Genomic DNA, 23,141 nt, shown 5'->3' with positions numbered 1-23,141 from the left:
CCCTCACCGGCGACGGCTCGCCAGCGCCAGGATCCCCAGCCCACCCAGTCCCGCCAGGAGGGACGATCCCAGGATCGCCACCCGCACGGACGCAAGCGCCTCGGGCCCGAAGGCCAGCTTGGCGATGAACAGCGACACCGTGAAGCCGATGCCGGAGAGGGTCGCCACGCCCGCGATGTGCCTCCAGCCGACGCCCGCCGGAAGGCGGGCCCACCCGAGCGCCACGGCGAGCCCGGTGGCCGCCAGGACCCCCACGGGCTTCCCCAGCACGAGCGCCACCGCGATGGCCTGGGCCGCCGTGCTGGACACGGCGTCGCGCAGCGCGGCCGGGTCCAGCGCCGTTCCCGCCATGGCCAGACCGAACACGGGCAGCACGACGTAGCTGACCCACGGCCTGAGGCCCCGCGCCGCCCGCTCGGCGGGCGCCTCCGTGCGGGCCACCAGCTCCTCCATCGCGCCCAGCAGGGCGTCACGCGAGGTGGGGCCGCGGTCCAGCCGCTCGGCCAACGCCCGGACCCGTCTCGCCGCCTCCTCGCGGTCGAAGAGCGGACGGGCCGGGAGCACCAGCCCCAGCACCACACCCGCGATGGTCACGTGGACCCCGGAGAGCGCGGTCGATGCCCAGAGCAACAGCGCGAGCCCGCCATAGAGCCACGGCGCGCGCGCGTCGGTGCGTCCCAGCAGGAGCAGCGTGGCCGTCACGGCCCCGGCGGCCGCGAGCCAGCCCCAGGCGATCCCGTGCCCGTAGAAGAGGGCGATGACCAGGATCCCGCCCACGTCGTCCACGGCCGCGAACGCGAGGAGGAACGCCTTGAGGGATGCCGGGATGCGGTCGCCGAGCACCAGGAGGAACGCGAGCGCGAACGCGATGTCCGTGGCCACCGGAACGCCGAAGCCCGACTGGGCCGGTGTGCCGCGGGTCCACGCGAGGTAGACGGCGATCGGCACGGCCATGCCGCCGATTGCCGCCGCGACCGGGAGCGCCGCCCGCCGCAGCTCGGACAGGTGTCCGTGCGTGAGTTCCGCGCGGATCTCCACCGCGATGGTGAAGAAGAAGAGGGGCAGGAGCAGCAGGTCCACGAGATCGCGGAGCGACGCCTCCGCGCTCCAGGCCCCGAGGTCCAGCGCCACGGTCCGGGACCACAACGCCTCGTAGCTCGATCCCCAGGGCGAATTGGCCCACAGCAGCGCAGCGATGCCCGCGAGGATGACCGGCCACCCCGCGGTCTCGTCGATGCGCAGGCGGCGGATCGTGGGCACCCCCACACGCCGCGCGAAGCCGGACCGCCCCGCGCGCAGCCGCAGCCGGCCTTCGGTGCGATTCCGGGCCGGGCGCTCGCGTGCGTCGGGCTGGGCGGAGGGCGGATCCCGGTGCATCGGCGCGCGCGACTGCGGGAGGGGCGGCGGCTCAGCCGCTCCCCGCCTCCACGTGGTAGTGGAGCAAGGCGCCCACTCCGTCGCCGATCCGGTCCAGCCGCTCACCGACGGCGCGCGGCAGCAGGTGCGCGTCGGCGCCGTTCGCCCCGAACGCGGTGCCGATCAAGCGGTCGGCCAGGTCGGGATCGCGCTCCTGGAGTCCCACGGACACCGCCAGGGTGCGTACACGCCGCTCGCGCAGCGCCTTCTCGGTCGCCTCCCGTCCCAGGCACCCGTCCCCCTGGGCTCCGGCCTTCTCCGCGATGTCGTCCAGCAAGGCTCCGAGTCGTTGGGACGAGAGCTCCGAGGCCGCGGACTCCACGCGCTGGGCGAGCTCGGCGCGCCCCATGTCGAAGTTGAGCGAAGGGTCTTCCGCCAGACGATCCTGCAGGTCGGCCGGCAGCGCCCCACGCAGCGCGCTCATCTGCTCCCGTGTGCCGCCGACCACGAGCGATGTCTGGCCATCGTGGATCTCGAGCTCGTCGATCAGCCGCTGCACGAGCCGGCGCGCCCCGGTGTCCAGGACGCTCTGGGCCGCGTCGGTGCCCGTCTTGCCCCGGATCCCACTGCGGTTGGTGGCACGCTTGGCCGTTCCGATGTCGGTGAGGTCCCCGACGAAGGTGTCGGCGTGCAACTGGTCCACGTCGGTGAGCTCGCCCTCCTGGTAGCGGTACACAGCGGCCTTGCGGCGGTCGAGCACCACCAGCAACACCGGGCGGGTCTGCTTCAGCGCCCGCACGTAGGGGGCGATGCGAAGCCCGCGCTCCCAACGCACGAGGTCCGGCATGGGCACGTCGATCCGGTCCGTGTGGATCAACGCATCGGCCGTCGCGAAGCCCACCCAGCCCCGGCCGGGGAGGAAGGACGACGCGGTGTCCGCGTCCAACGCGGCCCGGATGCGCTGCTGCGCGGCGTCGAAGGCCTTGGGCTCATCGTGGGGCGCGCCGTCCAACGCATCCTGTGCCTGGGCCATCCCGCCCTTCAAGCGGATCCTCCAGGCGTCGCGCTGGGCCGGATCGTGTTGGTCGGCGTTGACATACACACTCAGGACCCGGTTCTGCTGATGGGTCCGGTAGAGATCGATCAACTGGTCGCGTGTGAGCACGGGCGCTCCTCGGGAACGGGAGAACACGCACGCGGGCCACCCCGGCGGGTGGCCGGGATGGCGCGCGGATCTTCAGAGTACGCCGAGCGGGGCGTGTCGATCAACGGATCTCGTAGTGGGACTGCGCGACGAGCGGCTCGATGGTGAGCATGATCTGGTCGCCGGCGGTGACCGGAATCTGGCGCGTGACGAACTCGTTGGCGCTCCCGATGGGGTCGGCACGAAGGCGCAGGTCGTTCAGCGTGACGTGGGACGGGAGCTCGTAGACCTGCGTCTGACCCGTGGTCACGGTACCCAGGCGGTAGTCGGCCCCACCCGCGATCGCCTCCACGTTGAAGTCCAGCGTATTCCGGTTCTCCACGGCGACGGTCACCTGCTCGGCGGGCGTCATGTCCCCTTCGTACCCGGGCTCGGGATCGCCGGTCGCGCAGGCGCCGACCACCAGCGCCAGTGCCAGGGTCCACATGCTGCGTGTGCGTTTGATCTCCATCGATGTCCTCCTCAACGTGCGGTTCCAGGTTGGTTGGAAGGGGGTGCAAGTCCCCTGCCGGTCCCGCCCCATGAGGAGTCTCAGGCGACCAGCGCCGGGATCATGGTCTCACAGGCGAAGGCCGCCTCGCGGCAGGCCTCGCTGCAGACGCGACAGTGTTCCATTGCGCCCGCGTGTGCATCGCACTCACGGGCGCAGGCCCGAGCGATCTCCGCGCACGCACGCAGCGCCCGCTCGAGCGCGGACTTGTCCTGGCGACCGGCCCGGCAGAGGAGGCGTGCCGTCATCTGCGCAGCGTCCGCGCACTCCTGATTCAGTCGGATGCACTCCCGGAGGGGCGCCGGGTCGGGCTCCGCCAGGCACGCGTCCGCGCATGCGATACAGACCAGGGCGCACTCGGTGGCGCCGTGGATGGCGGCCATCGCTTCGTCCCCGGCCTCGCTGGCGGGGTGCGGATGATGGTCGAACATCGTCTTGAGGCGTTCCATGGGTCCTCCCGGCTTCGGCATCGTGGTCTCACGCGGGCGTGGATTCGGCCCGACGCCCTTGCATCCGGGGCAACGCGCGGGCCAGACCGGGAGGCCGGACGCGGTCCACCCGAACAGGCGGATGCGGGGCACGGTCCGTGTTTCGCCTCGACGGCCGTTGAACGGAACGCGCGCGGATCCGTGGGTCCCGGCACCCCGTTGCCGTCGCCCGGGGCAGGTACGGCTCCTGCCCTCTCGGAGGAGAGTTCCCGGCCCGCGTCTCCGGGCACGGCTCGCACCCCCACGTCCCGAGGAGGCGGATGGGACCCGGATCGGCTTCCGTGCCCCTGCTCCGCCCGGAGCCCCGCTCCGGTGCGACCGTTCCCCGCCGCCGACGCGCGTGGGTGGGGCCGGTGGGGGCCGCGTTCCTGGCCGCCGCCTGCGCCGGACCCCAATCCACGCTCTCCCCCGCCGGAACCGACGCCGAGCAGATCGCGATGCTCTGGTGGTGGATGGCGGGTGGCGCGGCGTTCGTGTGGTGCACGGTGGTGGGCATCGCAGTCTACGCGATCTGGATCCGCCCGGCGGAGCACGACCGCACGCACGGCGTGCGCCTCATCCTGGTCGGAGGCGTCGTGTTTCCCACCGTCGTGCTGGCCGCGCTGCTCGCATACGGCCTGTCCATCCTGCCGCGACTGCTGCTTCCGGGAGAGTCCGACGGTCTCCGGATCGAGGTGGTCGGCGAGGAGTGGTGGTGGCGGGTCCGCTATCTGGAGCCCGGTCAGGAGGCGGTGGAGTCGGCCAACGAGGTCCGACTGCCGGTCGGACGCCGCACGACGCTCACGCTCACCAGCGCGGACGTCATCCACTCCTTCTGGGTGCCGGCGCTCGCTGGGAAGATCGACATGATCCCCGGCCGCACCAACCGCATCGCGTTGGAGCCGACGCGCACCGGCATCTTCCGGGGAGCGTGCGCCGAGTTCTGCGGGACCTCCCACGCCCTGATGGGTTTCCGGGCGGTCGTGATGGAACCGGACGAGTTCTCGGCGTGGTTGGCCCGCGAGCGCCGTCCGGCCGCCGGAGCGGAGCCGACGGACACCACCGGTGGCGCGCGGATCTTCCGCGGCTACGGCTGTGGCGCGTGCCACACCGTCCGTGGGGTCAGCGAGATGGGGACCGTCGGGCCGGACCTCACCCACGTGGGGAGCCGGGTGTCGCTGGCGGCGGGGATGCTTCCCAACGACTCGGCGGCCTTCCACACGTGGATCGCCTCCAGCAGCACCCTGAAACCCGATGTGCACATGCCCGCCTTCTCGATGCTCACCCCGACGGAGCTCGGCGCGCTGGCGGCATGGCTGGAGCGCCTGCAATGACACCGGAGCCGCCGCGCACCGCCCCCGGCGACCCGGGACCGCTGGAAGGACCTCTCGACCCGGAGCTGCAGCAGGCCCAGGTGGAGCGCCTCCTGAAGGTCTGGAAGGGCCCGAGCGGATGGCGCTACTGGTCCGCCGTGAACAACAGCGAGGTCGGGCGGTGGTACACCGCCGCCGCGTGCTGCTTCTTCCTCTTCGGCGGCATGCTCGCGCTCGTCATGCGCATCCAGTTGGCCGTCCCGAACAACGATTTCGTCTCGGCCGACCTGTACAACCAGCTGTTCACCTTGCACGGCACCGTGATGATGTTCCTGTTCGCGGTGCCGATCTTCGAGGCCTTCTCCATCTTCGTGCTGCCGGAGATGCTGGCGGCGCGTGAGCTGCCGTTTCCCCGGCTGTCGGCCTACGGGTTCTGGTGCTTCCTGCTCGGCGGCATCTTCGTGTGCGGGTCGATCTTCTTCGGGGCCGCACCCAAAGGCGGGTGGTTCATGTACCCGCCGATGAGCACCGACGCGCAGCCCGGCATCGGGGCCGACATCTGGCTGCTGGGCCTGAGCTTCATCGAGATCTCGTCGCTGGCCGCGGCGGTCGAGCTCATCGTGGGCGTCCTGAAGTGCCGGGCCCCCGGCATGCGGATCAACCTCATCCCGCTGTACGCCTGGTACATCCTGGTCGTGGCGGTGATGATCCTCTTCGCGTTCCCGCCGCTCATCGCCGGTGACATCCTGCTGGAGCTGGAACGGCTGCTCGACTGGCCGTTCTTCGATCCTGCCCGTGGGGGCGATCCGCTGCTCTGGCAGCATCTCTTCTGGATCTTCGGTCATCCGGAGGTCTACATCGTCTTCCTGCCGTCGATCGCAATCGTCGCGATGATCGTGCCGACCTTCGCCCGCACGCCGATGGTCGGGTACTCCTGGATCGTGTTGGCCGCCGTGGGCACGGGCTTCCTGAGCTTCGGCCTGTGGGTCCATCACATGTTCACGACCGGCCTGCCGGGCATCTCGCTCGGGTTCTTCTCCGCGGCGTCCGAGGCGGTGGCGATCCCCACGGGCATCCAGATCTTCTGCTTCCTGGCCACCCTGCTGGTCGGCCGTGTGTCGCGCGCGGTCCCCATGCTGTTCGCCTTCGGTGGGCTGGTCACGTTCGTGCTGGGGGGACTCACGGGCGTGATGGTGGCGCTGGTGCCCTTCGACCTGCAGGCGCACGACACCTACTTCGTCGTCAGCCACCTGCACTATGTCATGATCGGCGGGACCATCTTCCCCATCGTGGCGGGCATCCACTACTTCTTCCCGCTGCTCACCGGCAAGCGCCTACGGGACCGGCCGGGGCGCCTGTCGTTCTGGGTGATGTTCATCGGGTTCAACATCACCTTCCTGCCCATGCATCTCAGCGGGCTGCGCGGTATGCCGCGCCGCGTCTTCACCTATCCTGCCGATCTGGGCCTGGATACGCTGAACCTCATCTCCAGCGTGGGCGCATTCGTCCTGGCGGCCGGCTTCCTGCCGCTGCTGTGGGACATCGTCTGGACGCTGCGCAAGGGAAAGACCTCGGAGCGGAATCCGTGGGGCGCGGGCACGCTGGAATGGCTGACCGAGATGCCCGGGCAGCCGTGGGGCACGCGTTCGCTCCCGGAGATCGACTCCCGCTATCCGCTGTGGGATCAGCCGGACCTCATGCGCCACGTGGACGAAGGCCGCTTCTACCTGCCCGACGCACAGGAGCTGAAGCGGGAGGCGCTGGTCACGAGCCCGATCGACGCGATCCCCCAACAATGCCTGCGGGTCTCCGGCCCCTCCTTCCTGCCCATGCTGTCGGCGTTCGCCACCGGGGGCGGCTTCATCTTCGCCACATTCCACTGGTGGTGGGCCGCAGCAGCGAGCGCCGGGGCCGCGGTGGTGCTGCTGCTGGCCTGGGTCTGGACCGGGACGGCGCAGATCCCCGAGAAGGACGACAAGGACGTGGGGCTGGGCGTGGTGCTCCCGACGTACGTGTCGGGACCGGAGTCTGTCGGGTGGTGGGGGGTGCTCATCACGATGCTCGGGGACATCACCGCGTTCGGATCCCTCATCTTCGGCTACTTCTTCTACTGGACCGTCCATCCCGACTTCCTGCGGCGGGCGGCGTCGGCGCCCCTGACGACCGGGCTGCTGATCGGTGGGGGGGCGCTGCTCGCGTCGTGGCTCCTCACGCTCTTTGCGCGTCGTCTGAACGGGCGCCCCCGCGGGACGGCGTTCTATCAGGTTCTCAGCGGTGGATTGGCCTGCACGCTCCTGGGAGGCAGCGCGCTGGTGCTGACGCTGCTGCGCTCGGGCCTCGACCCTACTGCGCACGCATACGCCGCCATCGTGTGGGTGATCACGGTGTGGACGGTGCTGCACGTCGCGCTGGGCGGGCTCGTGCAGGCGTATTGCCTGGCGCGCCGGGCGGCCGCGCGCCTCACGCCGCGGTACGACATCGACATCGTCAACACCACGCTCTACTGGCATTTCCTGGCGCTGACCGTCGTGGTCACCGTCGGCGTGCTGGCCGGTGCCCCCTGGCTGGCGTAGGCGGGACGATGAGCGATCCCCTCCCGAGCACCGCGGAGCGCGACCAGACGCTGTGGCTGCTGGTCCTCGGGCCTTTCATCTGGGTCGTACACTTCTTCGTGTGCTACCTGAGCGGGGCCCTGGCCTGCGCGCGCGCGGCCGACCCCGCCCACTCGCTCGGCACCGTGCGCTGGATCGTGGCCGTGGCCACGATCGTCGCGTTGACCGGGATCACCGCCGTCGGGCTCTACGGCGCGCGCCGCCATCGCCTGGAGGAAGCGCCGCTGCCGCATCACCACGATACGCCCGGCGATCGCACCCGCTTCCTCGGCTTCGCGGCCGTGCTGCTTGCGTCCCTGAGCGGCGTGGCCACCCTGTTCGTGGGGATGGTCGCGCTCTTCGTGGAGACCTGCCGATGAGGGGCCGCCTCCTGACGGGGACGCTCGCGCTGGGACTGCTGGCCCTGCTGTGGTCGGGTGTGCTTCCGCGGCTGGCCCCGGGGCCGTTCTCGGCCCACATGGTCGTGCACATGGGGGTGGTGGCCGTCGTGGCTCCTCTGCTGGCCTTCGCGCTCGCCGGCTCCGGGCTGGACCCCGTCCGCGGTCACCCTGCGCGGCTGCCGGCCCTGCCGCTCACGGCGGTGGAGTTCATGGTCGTCTGGGGATGGCACCTGCCGGTGTTGCACCACGCCGCGCGGGCGGGCGGAATGGCACTGCTGCTGGAACAGGGGTCCTTCCTGCTGGCCGGTCTGGCCGTCTGGATGTCGGCGCTGGGCGGGGACGCCGCGGAGCGTGCGGGGCGCGCCGCCGTGGGAACCGTGGCGCTGCTCCTGACGTCCATGCACATGACGCTTCTCGGGGCGCTGCTCGGCCTCGCGCCGCGACCCCTCTACCATGCGGGCGCCGCGCGCGCTGCGCTTCGCGACCAGCAGGTGGGCGGGGCCTTGATGCTGGGGGTGGGTGGTGTGGTCTACCTGGTCGCCGGCGTGGCGCTCACCGCGGCATTGCTCGGCGGCCGACGCGTGCGCCACCCGATGGAGGAGGCATCGTGAGGGTGACCCGCCGCTGCGTGCTGTGGGCCCTGGTCGGCGTGGTCGGCGTGGGCGCGCTGGCTGTGCTCGCAGGCGCGATCCCCATCCGCGCCAGCGTAGGGCACTGGCCCCCGACCCGGTGGCTGCTCCAGCTCGCCAAGGGGCGGGCGGTCGCCACGCAGTCCCTCGCCGTGGAGGCTCCGCCGCCCCTGGACGATCCGGCGCGGGTGTTGCGCGGCGCTGGCCACTACCAAGGCGGTTGTCGCCCGTGTCATGGGGCTCCCGGGATCGAGCCGAGCCGCATCACCGAGGAGATGACGCCCACGCCGCCTCTCCTCGCGGTGCACCGCATCGACGAGCGGAGCGATCGTGAGCTGTTCTTCGTGGTCAAGCACGGCATCAAGTTCACCGGCATGCCGGCCTGGGTCGCTCGCGAGCGCGATGATGAGGTCTGGGACGTGGTGGCGTTCCTGCGCCGGCTCCCGGACCTCGACGAGGCCGGGTACGCCGGGTTGGTGTGGGGTCCGCCCCGGGACGCCGTGGAGCCCGCGGCGGGCGACGCGGGGACGGAGGAGGCCGCTCCCGGGATCGTACGGGAGATCTGCGCGCGCTGCCACGGTCTGGACGGCACGGGACGAGCGGGAGACGCCTTCCCCCACCTGGCGGGGCAACGGGCGGCGTATCTGCAACACAGCCTCGCCGCGTATACCAGCGGCGCCCGTGCGAGCGGGATCATGCAGCCTATCGCGGTCGCCATCGAGGCGAGCGAGCGCGCGGCGGCCGTGGCGTGGTATGCGAGCCGTGCGCGTCCCAGCGAGCCCACTCTGGGGCCGGCGGATACACTGCGCGTCCTCGGGCGGGCTCTCGCGGAGCAGGGAGATGCCGCGCGCCGGATCGCGGCGTGCGACGCCTGTCACGGCAGCGACGCACCCACCCCCGGGGTCTACCCCCGGCTGAGTGGACAGCCGGCCGACTACCTGGAGCGGCAGCTGGAGCTGTTCGCGCGCGGTGTGCGCGGTGGCTCCATCTGGTCGGCGATCATGCGCGAGGTGGCGAAGCCGCTCACGCCCGCCGACCGCGCCGCGCTGGCTGCGTGGTACGGCCGGGACGGCGCCACCCCGCCGGAGTGAAGAGGGCGCTGGAGCAGGCCGGACCCCGCTGCGGACGGGAACGGGTCAGTCCGGAGGATCGCCCCCGGTCAGGGCGCGCCATCCACGGCGTGCGCCTCGTTGCGCGAGCAGCCGGGCCACGCTGGCCCCGGCCGCGCTGAGCAGCCCCCACCCCAGCGCCTCCTGCCAGCGCACGTCCTTCGCGTCCGGATCGACGGGGGGATCGGCGTGCAGGGCCGCCTTCCACCCTTTGCGCAGGATCAGCCGGGTGAGCGCGCCAGCGGCCATGATGGAGAGGCCGGCGGCGATCCTCCAGCTCAGCGAGCGTGACATGCAACACCTCCAGGGGCGCGAAGGGAATGGGAGCCCGCCGACCAGGGGGTCGGACGGATGCCGAACGTCTGCTCCAGCGCCCGGTCGGCCGCGCGCGCGCCGCACAGGCCGTGGACACCGCCTCCGGGCGGCGTGGAGGACGAGCACAGGAACAGCCCGGGCACCGGCGTGCGATAGGGATCCCACCGCACGGCCGGTCGGAAGACCGTCTGGCGGAGCGTCTGGGCGCCTCCGCCGATGTCGCCTCCCACGAGGTTGGCGTTGTCGCGCTGCAGCGTCTCAGGGCTGCGCACCGCACGGGCGCGCACGACGTCGGTGAAGCCCGGCGCGTACCGCTCGACCTGCGCCTCCATCTCCGCCACGCGGTCTGCGTGCGAACCGTGGGGCACGTGACAGTAGCCCCAGGCCGTGTGCATCGAGCCCGGTGCCCGTGTGTCGTCGAACAGGCTGGGCTGCGCGAGGATCAGGAACGGCGCATCCGGCAGCCGCTGGTGGTGCGGCGCCGTGACGGCTGCGTCCACGTCGTCGAGCGTTCCGCCGACGTGCACGGTTCCGGCCCCGCTCGCTGCTGCATGACGCCACGGGATCGGCTCCGACAGGGCCCAGTCCACCTTGAAGACGCCGGGACCGTAGCGGTATCGGCGCAGCGCGTGGGCGTAGCGCGCAGGGAGCCGGTCCCCCGCGACGCGCAGCACCTGCCACGGCGTCAGGTCGAGGAGCGTGGCCCGGGCGGGCGGCAGCTCGTCGAGGGAATCGACGCGGTGCGAGGTCTCCACCGCGCCCCCGAAACGCTCGAGGATCCGCACCAGCGCCCGCGTGAGCGCCCCCGCGCCTCCGCGCGGGAACGGCCACCCCACCGCGTGCCCTGCCAGGGTCAGCACGACCCCTTGCGCCGCACTCCCTGGCGCGCTCAAGGGCCGCACCGAGTGGGCGCTCACGCCGGCCAGCAACGCCCGCGCGCGGCGGCCCCCGAAGCGGCGCTCCGCGAGCCCGCGCGCGGACCGGAGCGCGGAGAGCGCGAAGCGTCCCGTGACCACCGGATGTCGAGGGATGCGCAGGGGTCGCAGGATGTCGTCGAGCAGCGCGTCCCAGTCGCGCAGTAGAGCGGCCGTCCAGCCGGTCCAGGCGGCCCGGTCCTGCCCGTCCAGGTTGTCGGCCGTCTCGTCGGGGGAGACATGGAGGAGCACCGGCTCCTCGCCTTCGAGCACATGGGCAAGAGGGACGCGGGGGTGGACCCATTCCAGGCCCGCGCCCTCGAGATCCAGGCTGTCCAGGAAGGGAGAGGCGACGGCCAGGGGATGCACGGCCGAGCAGAGGTCGTGCACGAAGCCGGGTTCTGTGCCGGCGTAGGAGCGCACGCCCCCACCGGGATCGGGCTGGGCCTCGAAGACGCGGACGGCGATCCCGTGACGCGCCAGCTCGATGGCGGCGCACAGACCGTTCGGGCCGGAGCCCACCACCACCGCGTCCACGCTGGACCCGCTCAGCTCCGGGGCTCCAGCCGGATCTGCACGTCATCGACGTAGTAGATGCGCGTCACCTCATACGTGCCCCACACGCCGATGCTCACCCACAGCGAACCGTCCGCGTCGGAGCGTGCGGTCAGGCCGTAGGATCTGTCCACCCAGACGATGCCGCTCCCGAGACCTTGCTCGTGACCGGTGTCGCCCTGGAAGGTCAGGTCGGTGCGTGTCTCCGGATCGTGCCCGTGTGCGCCGGCGATCACGGTCCAGAGGTTGATGCTCCCGCCGTCTCCGGTGCCGAAGGCGAAGGTGAGGTCGATGTCGTACTCTGTTTCGGGCTCTACGTCGAAGCGCCGTTCGATCCAGATCTTTCCGGCGTCGTTCAGATTCTCGAGTCGAAGTCGCACGGCGCGATCGCCGTCGTCCGCGAACCGCGTGGTGGTGTCGATCTCCCAGGAGATCGGCGGATCGTCCAGATCGGTGGCGTCGGGCTCCCAGTTCCCCAAGCCGCTCTCGAAGGAGAACGCATGGACGTCTCGACCCGGGCCCACCGGGTCGTCGTCACCGCCACATGCGGCCACTCCACTGAACACGAGCAGCGCGGCTCCCAGGTGCAGAAGGGAACACCGTACAACAGCGGTCGAGGTGTCAGACCCCATTCGAGGCTCCTTCGGGGGACCGGCGACAGGCAGAAGGGTGGCACCGTGCTGCGGTCGATGGCGGCAGGGCCCGTGCCGGACATGCGTAGCCCTGTGGCTCTCTCCCTCCCGCTCTGGACCCCCGGAACCGACCCGCACACGACTCCGGATCGTGCACGAGGCCGGTGGCCGAAACAATCGCGAAGCAGGATGGCGAGCGCGGCGGCGCACCGGGGTTGGCCGGGCGCGGAGTGCTTCTTGCGCGCAGCGTCCGGCATCCCGGGTTTCCCGCTTCCGCGGCTCGATCCCCGTCCGGAGGATGCTCCATGCGCCAGAGTCCCGTCCGCCTCCATGGCTGACATGAACCCCACGCCGCCGTACTCCGCATCCCGGTACGAGCATCTGCGCGAGCAGCACCGGGCCACGCTGTGGATCCCGTGGACACTGATCCTGCTGGGGATCTGGATGATGCTCGCCCCGGTGACGTTCGGTCACCTGAATCCGGCGTTGTGGGTCGAGCCGAGCGGCGGTCGTGGCGTGTGGTTCTCGGATGGGACGCACACCGCCCTGCGCGCCAGCCTGATGACCTGGAGCGACGTCCTGTCGGGGGTGCTACTCGTGGGGTTGGGATGGCGTCGCCTTCGCCCGGATCGGCCCATCAGCGGGTGGCTCGCCTGCGGTGTGGGCGCATGGCTGAACGCAGCGCCGCTCCTGTTCTGGGCTCCGACCTCCGCAGCCTACCTGAACGACACCCTCGTGGGGATGTGGGTCATCGCCTTGACCATCCTCATCCCGCGCATGCCCAACATGACGTTGTTCATGCGCATGGGCGGGGCCCGGCCTCCCGGTTGGACGTACAATCCGTCGTCGTGGCCGCAGCGCTGGATCATGATCGCCACGGGGTTCCTCGGGTACCTGGCCTCGCGGGCCTTGGCCATGTACCAGCTGGGCTACGCTCCCGGCATCTGGGATCCGTTCTTCGGTGAAGGCAGCCGCCGCGTGTTGGACTCGGCCATGTCGCACTCCCTGCCCATCTCCGACGCCGGCCTGGGCACGCTGGCCTACACGTTCGAGTTCCTGATGGGCTTCATGGGTGGAGTGAGCCGCTGGCGTACGATGCCCTGGATGGTCGCTCTGTTCGGTGTGCTCGTGATCCCGCTCGGCCTGGTGCACATCGTTCTGGTGATCTCCCAGCCGCTCGTGGTCGGGGCCTGGTGCACGCTCTGCCTGGCGGCGGCGGCCATCATGCTTCCCATGATCCCCCTGGAGGTGGACGAGGTGGTTGCCATGCTCCAACACGTGACGCGGGCCCGGGACCGCGGCGAAGGCACCTGGTCCGTGTTCTGGAAGGGCGGCGACCCTTCCGCCGCGGAGGAAGACGAGGGTGGCATCGAGCTGGTCGAGCTACCGGAGAGGCCCGGGGTGGTCCTGCGCGCCTCGGTGCGGGGGTTCAGCGCACCGGTGCCGCTCCTGCTCACCGCGCTCGGGGGCCTGGCGTTGATGGTGCTCCCTGGACTCCAAGGCGTCGGAGGCACGGCGGCGGATGTGTTCCACCTCGGAGGCGCGCTCCTGCTGGTCGTGGCCGTCATCGCCATGGCGGAGGTGCTGCGCAGCGCCCGCATGCTCGCCGTCCTGCTGGGTGGGAGCGTGGCCGTGGCCGCGTGGGTGGTGGACGCTCCACTGGGCTTCGCGCTCGTCGGTACGCTGATCGCAGTCACCGCAGCGGGCGCTGCGCTGCCGCGCGGTCCGGTCCTCGACCGCTACGGCACCTGGGACCGCTTCATCCGATGACGCGCGAGCAGACGCCACCGCGTGCCGCGGGCCGGGCATGACGGCGCTGTTCCTCGACCGCTCTCCGGTGGTGCAGGCGCTCCTGGCCGGCACGTTCACCTGGGCGGTGACGGCCGTGGGCGCCCTGGCCGTGGTCCTCGCGCGCGATCCGGGGCGGCGGATCCTGGACGTCCTCCTCGGGTTCGCCGCGGGCGTGATGATCGCGGCCAGCTTCTTCTCGTTGCTGCTCCCTGCGGTGGAGCAGGCGCGCGCCGCCGGCGGATCCGCATGGTTTCCCGTCACCGTCGGGTTCCTTCTCGGCGGCGGCTTCCTCGCCGTCCTGGACCGCGTGCTCCCCCACCTCCATCCGAGCCTGCCGGTGGAGCGCGCAGAGGGACCGCGAACCGCCTGGCAACGCTCCACGCTGCTGGTGGCGGCGATCACACTGCACAACATCCCCGAAGGGCTCGCCTTGGGTGTGGCCTTCGGTGGGGCCGCCCTCCAGGGCGGCGGTGCAGGCACCACGCTGGCGGCGGCCGTGGCCCTGACCGTGGGGATCGGTCTGCAGAACCTCCCGGAAGGGATGGCCGTCGCGCTGCCCTTGCGCGGGGAGGGCATGGGGCGGGGAAGGGCCTTCCTGTACGGGCAGGCCTCCGCCCTCGTGGAGCCGATCGCGGCCGTGGGGGGCGCCGCAGCCGTGCTGACCTTCCGCCCGGTCCTCCCCTACGCGCTGGCGTTCGCCGCGGGCGCGATGATCTACGTGGTCGTGGAAGAGCTCATCCCCGAATCGCACGCGCACGGACACCCGGATGCGGCGACCGCGGGGGCCCTGTCGGGCTTCGCCGTCATGATGTGCATGGACCTGGCGCTGGGCTGAGCGACGGATGCCGATCCGGTGGCGGACGGTGCACCGGCATCCCGTGCGAAACAATCTCGACCCGATCGTACGCGACCCGGCCGCGGGGGGCAGGCTCGCGCCCCACGGACCCGATGCGCCCTCCTGCAAGGGCTCGCGAGGGCTCGTCGGCCTGTGCGCGCGTCCGAGCGCGCGCGGACCGGCGTGGAGCGCTTCCTGCTGATCCGGGAACGGTTGCGCCCGTCCGGGCGTGTGGCCGAACACCGACGTCCCGGGAGACGCCGATGGAGCCGACGGAACCGAAGGGCATGAACGAAGCAGCCGGTGTGGACCCCGAGCGCGCACCCCACGGGGCGGAGCGGATCCAAGAGTGGTTGGATGGTCTGGTGGAGCGGGTACGCTCCGGGCGGGCCTTCAGCACGAGCGCGGGGGCCGAGCCCGACCGCGACTACGCGTACCTGGAGGTGCACGACGACACGGGACACCACTCGATCCTGCTCTTCTCCCTGAGCCGCGATGACGAGGGGGTGCGGATCCGCTCGCATCACTTCGTCGGTGCCGCGGACGAGGTGCGTGCACGCGTGGACGACGTGGTCCACCGTCGTGACGGCTGACCGGAGCCCGTCGGCCCCATCGTCGCAGGAGCCGAGCGCCGAGGATCTCCAGGAGTCGCACAGCGGCTCCGATCAACCCAGCACGTACGGCGAGATCCTGGCGGAACAGATCTGGACGGCGGTCCACGAGTTGGAGCGTCCGACGGGAGGCCTGATCCTGTCCGGCTTCTCGGCCGGGCTGGACGTGGGGTTCAGCGTCTTCTTCATGGCCATCGCGTTCAGCATGTTCGGCGCCGACTTCTCCGACGTCGGCGTGCGTATCTTTGCGGCCAACCTGTACTCCTTCGGATTCATCCTCGTCATCCTGGGCCGCTCGGAGCTGTTCACCGAACACACCACGCTCGCCGTGTTTCCCGTGCTCAACCGGCGGGCTACGGTGGGGCAGCTGGGTCGGCTGTGGGGGCTCGTCTACGCGTCGAACCTGGCTGGCGGCGTCGTGGCGGCGATCATCGCCACGCAGGTCGGCTCCCGGCTGGGCGTGGCCGAAACCCGTGCGTTCGGGATGATCGCGGAGCATCTGCTCCGCCCGGACGGCGGGGTCACCTTCGCGAGTGGAGTCCTCGCCGGGTGGCTGATGGGGCTTCTCTCGTGGCTGCTCGCGTCTGCCAAGGACACGATGAGCCGCATCGTCATCGTCTGGATGATCACGACGGGCATCGGCCTCGCCGGCCTCCATCATTGCATCGTAGGCACGGTGGAGGTGGTCGCCGGAGTCCTCGTGGATCCCGCCCTGACCTGGAGCCAGTATGGCGGGTTCCTGCTGTGGGCGACCCTCGGCAATACGGTCGGTGGCACCCTGTTCGTGGCCATCATCAAGTACGGCCATGCCGTGAAGAGCCGCTGAAGCCCCTACGGCTCCGCAGGTGACGGAAGGCCGACCGGCCCCGATACGGGATCGGGTGTACACGCCAAGTGGGACGTGGGGGATGCCCTCCGGGGCTGCCGAGGTGTCCGGCCGCGTCGACGATGGACGAGCCCGGGCGCGTCGACGACGGACGAGCCCGGGCGCCCCCTGGGTCAGATCCCGTACTTGTCCCGCACGTGGCGGGGTAGCTCCCGCAGGTAGTCCTCGAACATCCCCCGCTGGTCCGACGCGCCGGCTCCCGATCCGAGGCGGGAGGACACCTGCTCGAAGTCCACCCCCGCTTCGCGGAAGACATCGGCCAGCGAGCGCCTGGGCACCTCGTCCTCCATGCCGAGGAACCGCGCCGCCTCGTAGGCGCTCAGGTCGCCCCGCACCTCGTCTCCGTGGAAGACGAGGGGTGAGGCGGTCCAGCCCTCCGACCGTATCCGGTCGATCGCCTGCTGCACCTCGGGCGAATGCTCCACCTCCGGCGTGGGGCGCTTGATGTCGCCACGGTCGGTCTCGGAAGGGTCAACGGTCATCTTCGGCACCTCCAGGTTCAAGAACGTTCACTCGACAGGGTCGGGGTGGGCGCACGCGCCTCGCGATCAAGGCGCGATCAGGGAGAGCGGGGATGGTCGCGGACCCGAGGGATCGTCGCCCCGGGATCGTCGCTCCGGGGGATCGTCGCCCCGAGGATCGTCGCTCCGGGGATCGTCGCCCCGGGGATCGTCGCTCCGGGGATCGTCGCCCCGGGGATTGTCGCGGATCCGGGTCGGGGGCCGGGCAGCGGGTGGCAGAGCCATCCCTCATCCGAAGAGCACCCAGGCGCCCCCTCCGATGGACAGCAGCACGAGATTGCAGATGAGATACAGGACCTCGTAGAACCAGCCCTGGCTCTCGTCGCCCCAGAAGCCCGTCTTCCAGACGAAGACCTTCTTGTAGATCGCGCCGAGCATCACGCCGATGAGCAACAGCGCGGCCCACCGGACCCACAGTCCCAGCACGAGCAACACGGCCGCCCCGAGCTCGATGGCCCCCAGCAGCGCGGTGGCCGCGACGGGAAGGCCCACGCTTTCGGCCCGCTCCCGTGGCTTGCTGAGGTGGGACCAGCCGCTGCTCCCGAAGAGCAAGGCCAGCGCCAGGCGGAGAAGGAACAGGGCCAGCCCGCTCAGGAGCGTCGGATCAAGGACCACGCCGGCCCCCGTGCATGTGGGTCGCCGTGGCGTCCCCGCATGCCGACCCCCGGTGGCCGGACGGGGTCGGCAAGCTCGGACCCTCGTGGAACGCGATCATCGGGCACCGACCGGGTCGGGACGCGGGGTCCGGGCGGGGGACGGTTCGCCCGCCGCCGGGGACCGCGTCCGGTCCAGGGCCAGCGCCCCGGGGCCACCGAGCACCAACGTGAGGAGGCCCGCGACATAGAGAAGGTTCACTTCGTAGCCCGGCATACCGAACTGGGGGCCGGCCTCCGTCATCCCCGTGATGTTCAAGAAGTTGAAGCCGTGAGGCAGGTGAACCAGGAACATCGCCGCCAGCTGCACCAGGATGTTGAGGGTCGCGAACAGCCCTACCAGCCCTCCCAACAACAGGCTGACGCCCCCGAAGGTCTCCACCGCACCGATCACCCACGCGCTGAGGTCGGGAGCGGGAACGCCCAGACCCGCGAGCATGCCGACGAACGCGACGTGACCTTCGGCGGAGAAGAGCTTCGGGACCCCGTGATAGAGGAGGCCGGCGCCCAGCATCACGCGTAGTGGGAGCGGAGCCCAGGGTCTCGAGAACGCTCGGGTCGACATGGTGCCTCCGGCGTGGTGGAGGAGAGATCAGCCGTCACCACCCGGATGGGGCACATCGCGTACCGTGCTTCGTGCCTTCGTGGCGTACCTCGCGGGATCTGGCGTCTCGCGCAGGACGGAGTGGGCACAACGCGTACCGTGCCTCTGTGTCGTTCGGATAGGAGGGATGCGGCCGCGATCGGAGGCGCGCTATCCCTGCGCGTCGTCGGCGCGCTGCCCCTGCGCGTCGTCGGGAGGCCGCGCCCCGGTCCGCCGGGGTCCAGGTACGGAACGCCAACCGTTCAGGCGCGACTTCGGTGAAACACGCCCCCTCGTCATGCGGCGCCGTCGGCGTTGAAACACGACACCACGGTGCCATCTTCGACGCCACACCACCCCCGAACGGCAAAACCATCGGCAACGGCGCGATCGCCGACCTCCGACGTACGGGCAACGCAGGTGGGAACGACGTTTGCCCCCAGGGACGCAGACCCTCACCCACCCGGAGCCCGCCCGAGACCGCCGTCCGACGTCGGCGGGCTGGAGGAACGATGTATAGACGACTGACTTGTTCGCTTTCGATCCTTGCTTCCCTCGTACTTCTACCGGCCGCGTCGGCGGCCCAGCAACCGACCACCGTCACCGGCGTGGTCACGACCACCGAAGGAGAGCCCCTGCCGGCGGCCAGCGTACAGATCGCCGATCTCAACCTGGGGTCCCTGACCAACAATCAGGGGCGCTACCTGATCCTGGTCCCCGCCTCGCGCGTGACGGGACAGGAAGTGGTGGTGACGGCCAGCCTCATCGGGCGGGCCGCCGCGACGCAGCGCGCAACCCTGGCCCCCGGAACCGTGACCCTGGACTTCCAGCTGGGCGCGGATCCCCTGCGACTCGAGGAGATCGTCGTCACCGGCGCGGGAACCACCCAGGAGCGGCAGAAGCTCGGCGTCTCCATCAACACGGTGAGCGCCGACGAGATCGTGGAGAGCCAGGAGGGAAACATCGTCCAGGCGCTCGCGGGTAAGGCGCCCAATGTCGAGGTCACCAGCTCGGCCGGCGATCCGGGAGCGGGCTCGTACATCCGCATCCGGGGCGTCAATTCGCTTCTCGGAGACGGTCAGCCCCTGATCGTCGTCGACGGAGTTCCCATCGACAACTCGTCCAACACGATCGAATCGAATGCCGGTGGTACGGTGGAGCAGAACCGCGCTGCGGACCTGAACCCACAGGACATCGCCGACATCCAGATCCTGAAAGGTGCCTCGGCGGCGGCCATCTACGGCTCCCGGGCCGCCAACGGGGTGGTGCTGATCACCACCAAGAAGGGCCGCCCGGGCACGAACCAGGTCCAGTACAAGGTCTCCTACTCCTTCGACGAGGTGACGGAGACGGTGCCGGTCCAGACAAGCTTCGGGCAGGGGATGAGCGACCTTCCGTTCGGCGGTACGACCAACGACGCCTGCCAGGACGTCTACGGGTTGCCACAGCGCCAGTGCCCGGTCAGCTGGGGGGGCGAGATCCCCGCCGGCACACCGGTCTTCAACCACGCCGATGAGGTGTACCAGACGGGCAATCGCCTGGAGAACTTCCTGAGCCTGTCGGGCGGGAGCGAGACCACCAACTACTACCTGTCCCTGGGTCGCCTGGACCACGATGGCGTGATCCGCGGCAACTCCTCCTATGAGCGCACGACCGTGCGCCTCTCCGGTAGCCATCTCTTCCGGGAGGACTTGCGGGTCGGAGCCAACTTCCAGTACTCGGACGCGTCGGGAGACCTCATCCAGCAGGGCTCCAACATCAGCGGGATCCAGCTGGCCGCCCTGCGAACCCCGCCCGACTTCGACAACCTCCCCTATCTGACCGACGACGGCCTGCACCGCTCCTACCGTCTGCCCGACCCGAACACCGTGGCCCAGAGCCGTGGGTACGACAACCCCTTCTGGGTGGCGAACGAGATCACGAACAGCACCGAGGTAGGACGGACGTTCGGGAACATCCAGGTCGAGTACACCCCTACCGACTGGCTGTCGGTCAACTACACGCTGGGCGCCGACTACGCGAACGATGAGCGCCTGACCGTTTTTCCCAAGAGCTCGTCCGACTTCCCGGACGGCCGCCTCATCCGGGCGGACCTGCTGAACTTCCAGGTGGACCACAACCTGGTCGCCACTGCGCGTCGGACCTTCAACGACGACTTCGCGGCCTCGCTGGCCGTCGGGCAGAACCTCAACCACCGCGAGTTCAAGCGGTACCAGGTAAACGGCCAGAACCTGATCCTGGGCACCGACCAGCTCGACTTCACCGTGGACCGGATCCCCAACGAGTTCTACTCGCGGATCCGCACCGACGGGTACTTCGCCCAGGGGACGGTCGATCTCTGGGGCCAGCTCTTCCTGACCGCCGCCCTGCGCGTGGACGGTTCGTCCACGTTCGGAGGGGACGGTGAGCGCTTCGCCTATCCGAAGTTCAGCGGCGCGTGGGACTTCACGCAGTACCTCGGTGGCGGGGAGGGCGTGGTGAGCTTCGCCAAGCTGCGGGCCGCGTATGGCGTGGCCGGGAAGCAGCCGGATCCCTACTCCAACGCGACCGGCTTCACCACCGGGACGATCACCGACGGATGGCTCACGCCCAACGGGCTGGAGACGATCTACTCGGGCCTGGAGGGTGTCGTGTCGCAGGCAACCCTGGGCAACGCCAACATCGATCCCGAGCGCACCGAGGAGTTCGAGGTGGGCGGTGACCTGGCCCTGCTGGACAACCGCGTATCGCTGGCGCTGACCTACTATCGCCAGAACACGACGGACGCGATCCTCGCGGTCGACGTCCCGCCCAGCACGGGGTTCACCTCCAAGTTCGAGAACGCCGGTGAATTCGAGAACTGGGGTTGGGAGGCCACGCTGGGCCTCGACGTCTATCAGGGCGACGCCATCGACTGGAACGTGGATTTCCAGTGGGCGACCAACGAGAGTTGCGTGCAGAGCCTGGCCGGCGCCGAGACCTTCGGGCTGGCGGGCTTCACCGGCGCGGTGGCGTCTGTGGTGGCACCGGAGCGGGATGCCAACGGGAACATCACCCAGTGCTATCCGTTCGGCGTGTTCTACGGTGATGACTTCATCCGCTTCGGACGTGGCAGCACCGTGAACGGCGTGGCCATCGACGACTCCTTCTCCGGCTGGAGCGCCGGGGATCTCTACATCGGAGCGGACGGCTTCCCATTGTCCGACCCGCAGACGCGCGTCATCGGAGATCCGAATCCGGACTGGACGGCGAGCATCAGCAGCTCCGTGACGATCTACGACAACCTGCGTCTTTCGGGCTTGTTGGACTTCAAGATAGGGGGTGACGTGTGGAACGGCACCAAGGGCGCGCTCTACTTCTTCGGCACGCACGAGGACACGGAGCCCTACCACGGGAATGGTCAGGCCGAGGTCTTCGGCGAGACCTACTATCCGAATGAGGGCGTCGCCGGACCCGGCGCTGGACAGGAAGTCCAGCTCAACTGGCTGACGTGGTTCTGGAACGGCATCGGCAGCAGCTTCACCGGGCCCAGCATCCAGTCCATCGAGGACGGTGGCTTCGTCAAGCTGCGCGAGCTCGGGCTTTCCTACACGTTCCGCGATCAGGACTGGTTGGAGCGCAGCGGCTTGAGCAGCCTGGCCCTCTCCGTCTACGGCCGGAATCTGATCACGTGGAGCGACTACTCCGGCGTGGACCCCGAGACCAACCTCTGGGGCCAGAGCCTGGGCCGCGGGATCGACTACTTCAACAACCCGCAGACCCGATCGCTCGTCATCAACCTGACCGCCACCCGCTGAGCGAGGACCGGAATGAATACACGACGAATCCCACGACGCTCACGGGTGGGCGCGGCCCTGATCTTCGGGGCCGCCGCCCTCACCGGGTGCGACTTCATCGAATCGACGGCGCTGGACCCCAACGCCGTACCTTCCGCGACACTCGACCAGCTGTTCACGGGTGTCCAGGTGAACACGTTCTACGTGAGCGAGAGCCAGATCGCCCGGCTCGCGGCCATGTGGACGCAACAGATGGCGGGCACGGACCGGCAGTTCGCCACGTTGGACCAGTACATCTTCACGGAGGAGGAGGCCGACGGTGAGTTCAACTCCATCTACGGGGGTGGAGGCCTGATCGACATCCGGAACGGCATCCTCCTGGCGGAGGACCAGGGCCGCACGACGTACGCGGCGATCCTCAAGATCCATGAGGCATACCTCATCGGGATGGCGGCCAGCGTCTTCGGCGCCCTCCCGTACTCCGAGGCCGTGGACCCGGATGTGACCGATCCTGCGCTGGACGACCAGCTGGCCATCTACGACATGGTCCAGACCCGGCTGGACGAGGCCATCGCGGAGTTGCAGGGGGGCACGGGCTCGGGGCCCGGCCTCGTGGACCTCAACTTCGGGGGCGATGTGGCGGCCTGGACGGCCGTCGCCTGGACCCTGAAGGCCCGCTTCTACCTGCACACGGCCGAGGTAGATGGCCTGCCGGCCTATCAGGCGGCGCTGCAGGCGGCGCAGAACGGGATCATGGACCCGTCGAACAACTGGACCACGGTGCACTCGACCGCGGCGACCGAGCAGAACCTCTGGTACCAGTTCCAGCGGGACCGCTCGGGATACATCAGCGCCGGGGACTACCTGATCCCGCTCATGATCGCCGAGAACGATCCCCGTCTGCCCTTCTACTACAGCGCGGTGGATGGCAACATCCTGCCGAGGCAGTCCGGTCTGTCGGAGCTCGGCTACGGCGGACGCGACTTCAACATCCCCATCGTGACGTGCGCCGAGAACGAGTACATCCGTGCGGAGGCGCTCTACGAGACCGGGGACGAAGCCGGAGCACGTTCCGCGGCGGAATCCGGTCTGGCCTGCCAGGAGCAGCGGTGGGACGTGGATCTGTCGGGCTACGCGGACAACCTACCCGGTGTGACGGGCGCCGACCTGCTCGAGGAGATCATCGAGCAGAAGTACACGGCGCTGTTCCTCAACATCGAGGTCTGGAACGACTACAAGCGCACGTGCTATCCGGCCATCACGCCGAAGGCCGCCGGTGGAGTGCCGCCGCGGCTCTTCTACGGCCAGACGGAGCGCCAGACGAACTCCAACATCCCGGTCCCGGCGAACCAGCAGGATCGCAATGAGAACGACCCGAATCCCTGCTGAGGCAGGGTCGGGGCCGATGCGCGCGGACGGGGGCGGACGCAGTCCGTCCCCGTCCAGGCGTATCCGTGCCCTGCTCCTCCTCGCTGCGTTCGCGACCGGCGGCTGCTACGGCTATCGTCCGGCGGAAGGCCCCTTTCCGCA

Annotated in this window: 21 protein-coding genes; 11 read left to right on the top strand and 10 right to left on the bottom strand. The window is 70.0% G+C overall.

All coding sequences use genetic code 11. The features are described from left to right. Positions 1-3 precede the first annotated feature (3 nt). The 4 genes from nhaA to R3E98_00995 all read right to left on the bottom strand — a co-directional run bounded on the left by nhaA (position 4) and on the right by R3E98_00995 (position 3,499). Positions 4-1,377 carry a Na+/H+ antiporter NhaA gene (gene nhaA / locus R3E98_01010; GenBank protein MEZ4421961.1) on the bottom strand — a complete coding sequence of 458 codons (1,374 nt, stop codon included), beginning with the start codon at positions 1,375-1,377 and terminating at the stop codon, positions 4-6. A 31-nt stretch (positions 1,378-1,408) separates the two neighbouring features. Beyond that, entirely contained in the window at positions 1,409-2,521 is a 1,113-nt protein-coding gene (locus R3E98_01005; GenBank protein MEZ4421960.1) for a hypothetical protein, read from the bottom strand. 100 nt (positions 2,522-2,621) lie between these two features. After that, a complete protein-coding gene (locus R3E98_01000; protein MEZ4421959.1) occupies positions 2,622-3,011 on the bottom strand; it encodes a hypothetical protein in 390 nt (129 codons plus the stop codon). 80 nt (positions 3,012-3,091) lie between these two features. Beyond that, the gene (locus R3E98_00995) at positions 3,092-3,499 is read right to left on the bottom strand and encodes a four-helix bundle copper-binding protein (GenBank protein ID MEZ4421958.1); all 408 of its coding nucleotides are present in this window, start codon (positions 3,497-3,499) and stop codon (positions 3,092-3,094) included. 320 nt (positions 3,500-3,819) lie between these two features. On the opposite strand from R3E98_00995, the gene coxB reads away from it, so the two are divergent. Genes coxB through R3E98_00970 form a run of 5 tightly spaced genes read left to right on the top strand, consistent with a single transcriptional unit; the run spans position 3,820 to position 9,542 of the window. Beyond that, the gene (gene coxB, locus R3E98_00990) at positions 3,820-4,851 is read left to right on the top strand and encodes a cytochrome c oxidase subunit II (protein ID MEZ4421957.1); all 1,032 of its coding nucleotides are present in this window, start codon (positions 3,820-3,822) and stop codon (positions 4,849-4,851) included. Continuing rightward, positions 4,848-7,403 carry a cytochrome c oxidase subunit I gene (ctaD, locus tag R3E98_00985; GenBank protein ID MEZ4421956.1) on the top strand — a complete coding sequence of 852 codons (2,556 nt, stop codon included), beginning with the start codon at positions 4,848-4,850 and terminating at the stop codon, positions 7,401-7,403. The genes coxB and ctaD overlap by 4 nt, the downstream gene beginning before the upstream one ends. A gap of 8 nt (positions 7,404-7,411) precedes the next feature. Then, the gene (locus tag R3E98_00980) at positions 7,412-7,801 is read left to right on the top strand and encodes a hypothetical protein (GenBank protein ID MEZ4421955.1); all 390 of its coding nucleotides are present in this window, start codon (positions 7,412-7,414) and stop codon (positions 7,799-7,801) included. Next, a complete protein-coding gene (locus R3E98_00975) occupies positions 7,798-8,433 on the top strand; it encodes a cytochrome c oxidase assembly protein (protein MEZ4421954.1) in 636 nt (211 codons plus the stop codon). The genes R3E98_00980 and R3E98_00975 overlap by 4 nt, the downstream gene beginning before the upstream one ends. Beyond that, positions 8,430-9,542: a c-type cytochrome gene (locus R3E98_00970; protein ID MEZ4421953.1), complete on the top strand. Its 1,113-nt coding sequence runs from the start codon at positions 8,430-8,432 to the stop codon at positions 9,540-9,542. Before R3E98_00975 ends, R3E98_00970 begins: the two co-directional genes overlap by 4 nt. 45 nt (positions 9,543-9,587) lie before the next feature. On the opposite strand, the gene R3E98_00965 is transcribed toward R3E98_00970, so the two are convergent. From R3E98_00965 to R3E98_00955, 3 genes are read right to left on the bottom strand one after another with little or no spacing between them, the layout of a single operon-like run. Then, on the bottom strand, positions 9,588-9,854 hold the full coding sequence (locus R3E98_00965) for a DUF4235 domain-containing protein (GenBank protein ID MEZ4421952.1): 267 nt from the start codon (positions 9,852-9,854) through the stop codon (positions 9,588-9,590). Further along, a complete protein-coding gene (locus tag R3E98_00960) occupies positions 9,839-11,326 on the bottom strand; it encodes an NAD(P)/FAD-dependent oxidoreductase (GenBank protein MEZ4421951.1) in 1,488 nt (495 codons plus the stop codon). Before R3E98_00960 ends, R3E98_00965 begins: the two co-directional genes overlap by 16 nt. Before the next feature lie 11 nt (positions 11,327-11,337). Next, positions 11,338-11,976, bottom strand: a complete 639-nt coding sequence (locus tag R3E98_00955; GenBank protein ID MEZ4421950.1) for a hypothetical protein — start codon at positions 11,974-11,976, stop codon at positions 11,338-11,340. Between the two features lie 330 nt (positions 11,977-12,306). Between R3E98_00955 and R3E98_00950 the strand changes: the two genes are divergently transcribed. From R3E98_00950 to R3E98_00935, 4 genes are all read left to right on the top strand, one after another. Continuing rightward, a complete protein-coding gene (locus tag R3E98_00950) occupies positions 12,307-13,746 on the top strand; it encodes a vitamin K epoxide reductase family protein (GenBank protein ID MEZ4421949.1) in 1,440 nt (479 codons plus the stop codon). Positions 13,747-13,783: 37 nt separating this feature from the next. Beyond that, positions 13,784-14,602 carry a ZIP family metal transporter gene (locus R3E98_00945; protein ID MEZ4421948.1) on the top strand — a complete coding sequence of 273 codons (819 nt, stop codon included), beginning with the start codon at positions 13,784-13,786 and terminating at the stop codon, positions 14,600-14,602. A 287-nt stretch (positions 14,603-14,889) separates the two neighbouring features. After that, the gene (locus tag R3E98_00940) at positions 14,890-15,195 is read left to right on the top strand and encodes a hypothetical protein (GenBank protein ID MEZ4421947.1); all 306 of its coding nucleotides are present in this window, start codon (positions 14,890-14,892) and stop codon (positions 15,193-15,195) included. Beyond that, positions 15,185-16,039 (top strand): formate/nitrite transporter family protein, encoded by an 855-nt coding sequence (locus tag R3E98_00935; protein MEZ4421946.1) that lies wholly within the window; start codon positions 15,185-15,187, stop codon positions 16,037-16,039. Before R3E98_00940 ends, R3E98_00935 begins: the two co-directional genes overlap by 11 nt. 173 nt (positions 16,040-16,212) lie before the next feature. On the opposite strand, the gene R3E98_00930 is transcribed toward R3E98_00935, so the two are convergent. The 3 genes from R3E98_00930 to R3E98_00920 form a co-directional block, all read right to left on the bottom strand. Further along, a complete protein-coding gene (locus R3E98_00930) occupies positions 16,213-16,581 on the bottom strand; it encodes a hypothetical protein (GenBank protein MEZ4421945.1) in 369 nt (122 codons plus the stop codon). 267 nt (positions 16,582-16,848) lie between these two features. Beyond that, positions 16,849-17,235 carry a DoxX family protein gene (locus tag R3E98_00925; protein MEZ4421944.1) on the bottom strand — a complete coding sequence of 129 codons (387 nt, stop codon included), beginning with the start codon at positions 17,233-17,235 and terminating at the stop codon, positions 16,849-16,851. A gap of 96 nt (positions 17,236-17,331) precedes the next feature. Continuing rightward, positions 17,332-17,838, bottom strand: coding sequence for a DoxX family protein (locus tag R3E98_00920; protein ID MEZ4421943.1), 507 nt, complete (start codon positions 17,836-17,838; stop codon positions 17,332-17,334). Between the two features lie 530 nt (positions 17,839-18,368). Between R3E98_00920 and R3E98_00915 the strand changes: the two genes are divergently transcribed. Together R3E98_00915 and R3E98_00910 are read left to right on the top strand one after the other, a co-directional pair. Further along, complete coding sequence (locus R3E98_00915; protein ID MEZ4421942.1) at positions 18,369-21,632, top strand: SusC/RagA family TonB-linked outer membrane protein; 3,264 nt, start codon at positions 18,369-18,371, stop codon at positions 21,630-21,632. A 12-nt stretch (positions 21,633-21,644) separates the two neighbouring features. Further along, positions 21,645-23,000 carry a SusD/RagB family nutrient-binding outer membrane lipoprotein gene (locus R3E98_00910; GenBank protein ID MEZ4421941.1) on the top strand — a complete coding sequence of 452 codons (1,356 nt, stop codon included), beginning with the start codon at positions 21,645-21,647 and terminating at the stop codon, positions 22,998-23,000. Positions 23,001-23,141: the final 141 nt, after the last annotated feature.

It is taken from the genome of Gemmatimonadota bacterium, from assembly GCA_041390125.1.
In the GTDB taxonomy this organism is placed as follows: domain Bacteria; phylum Gemmatimonadota; class Gemmatimonadetes; order Longimicrobiales; family Gaopeijiaceae; genus JAGQIF01.
Note: the sequence above shows the minus strand (reverse complement) of the source record. Positions and strands in the feature narration are given on the sequence as shown.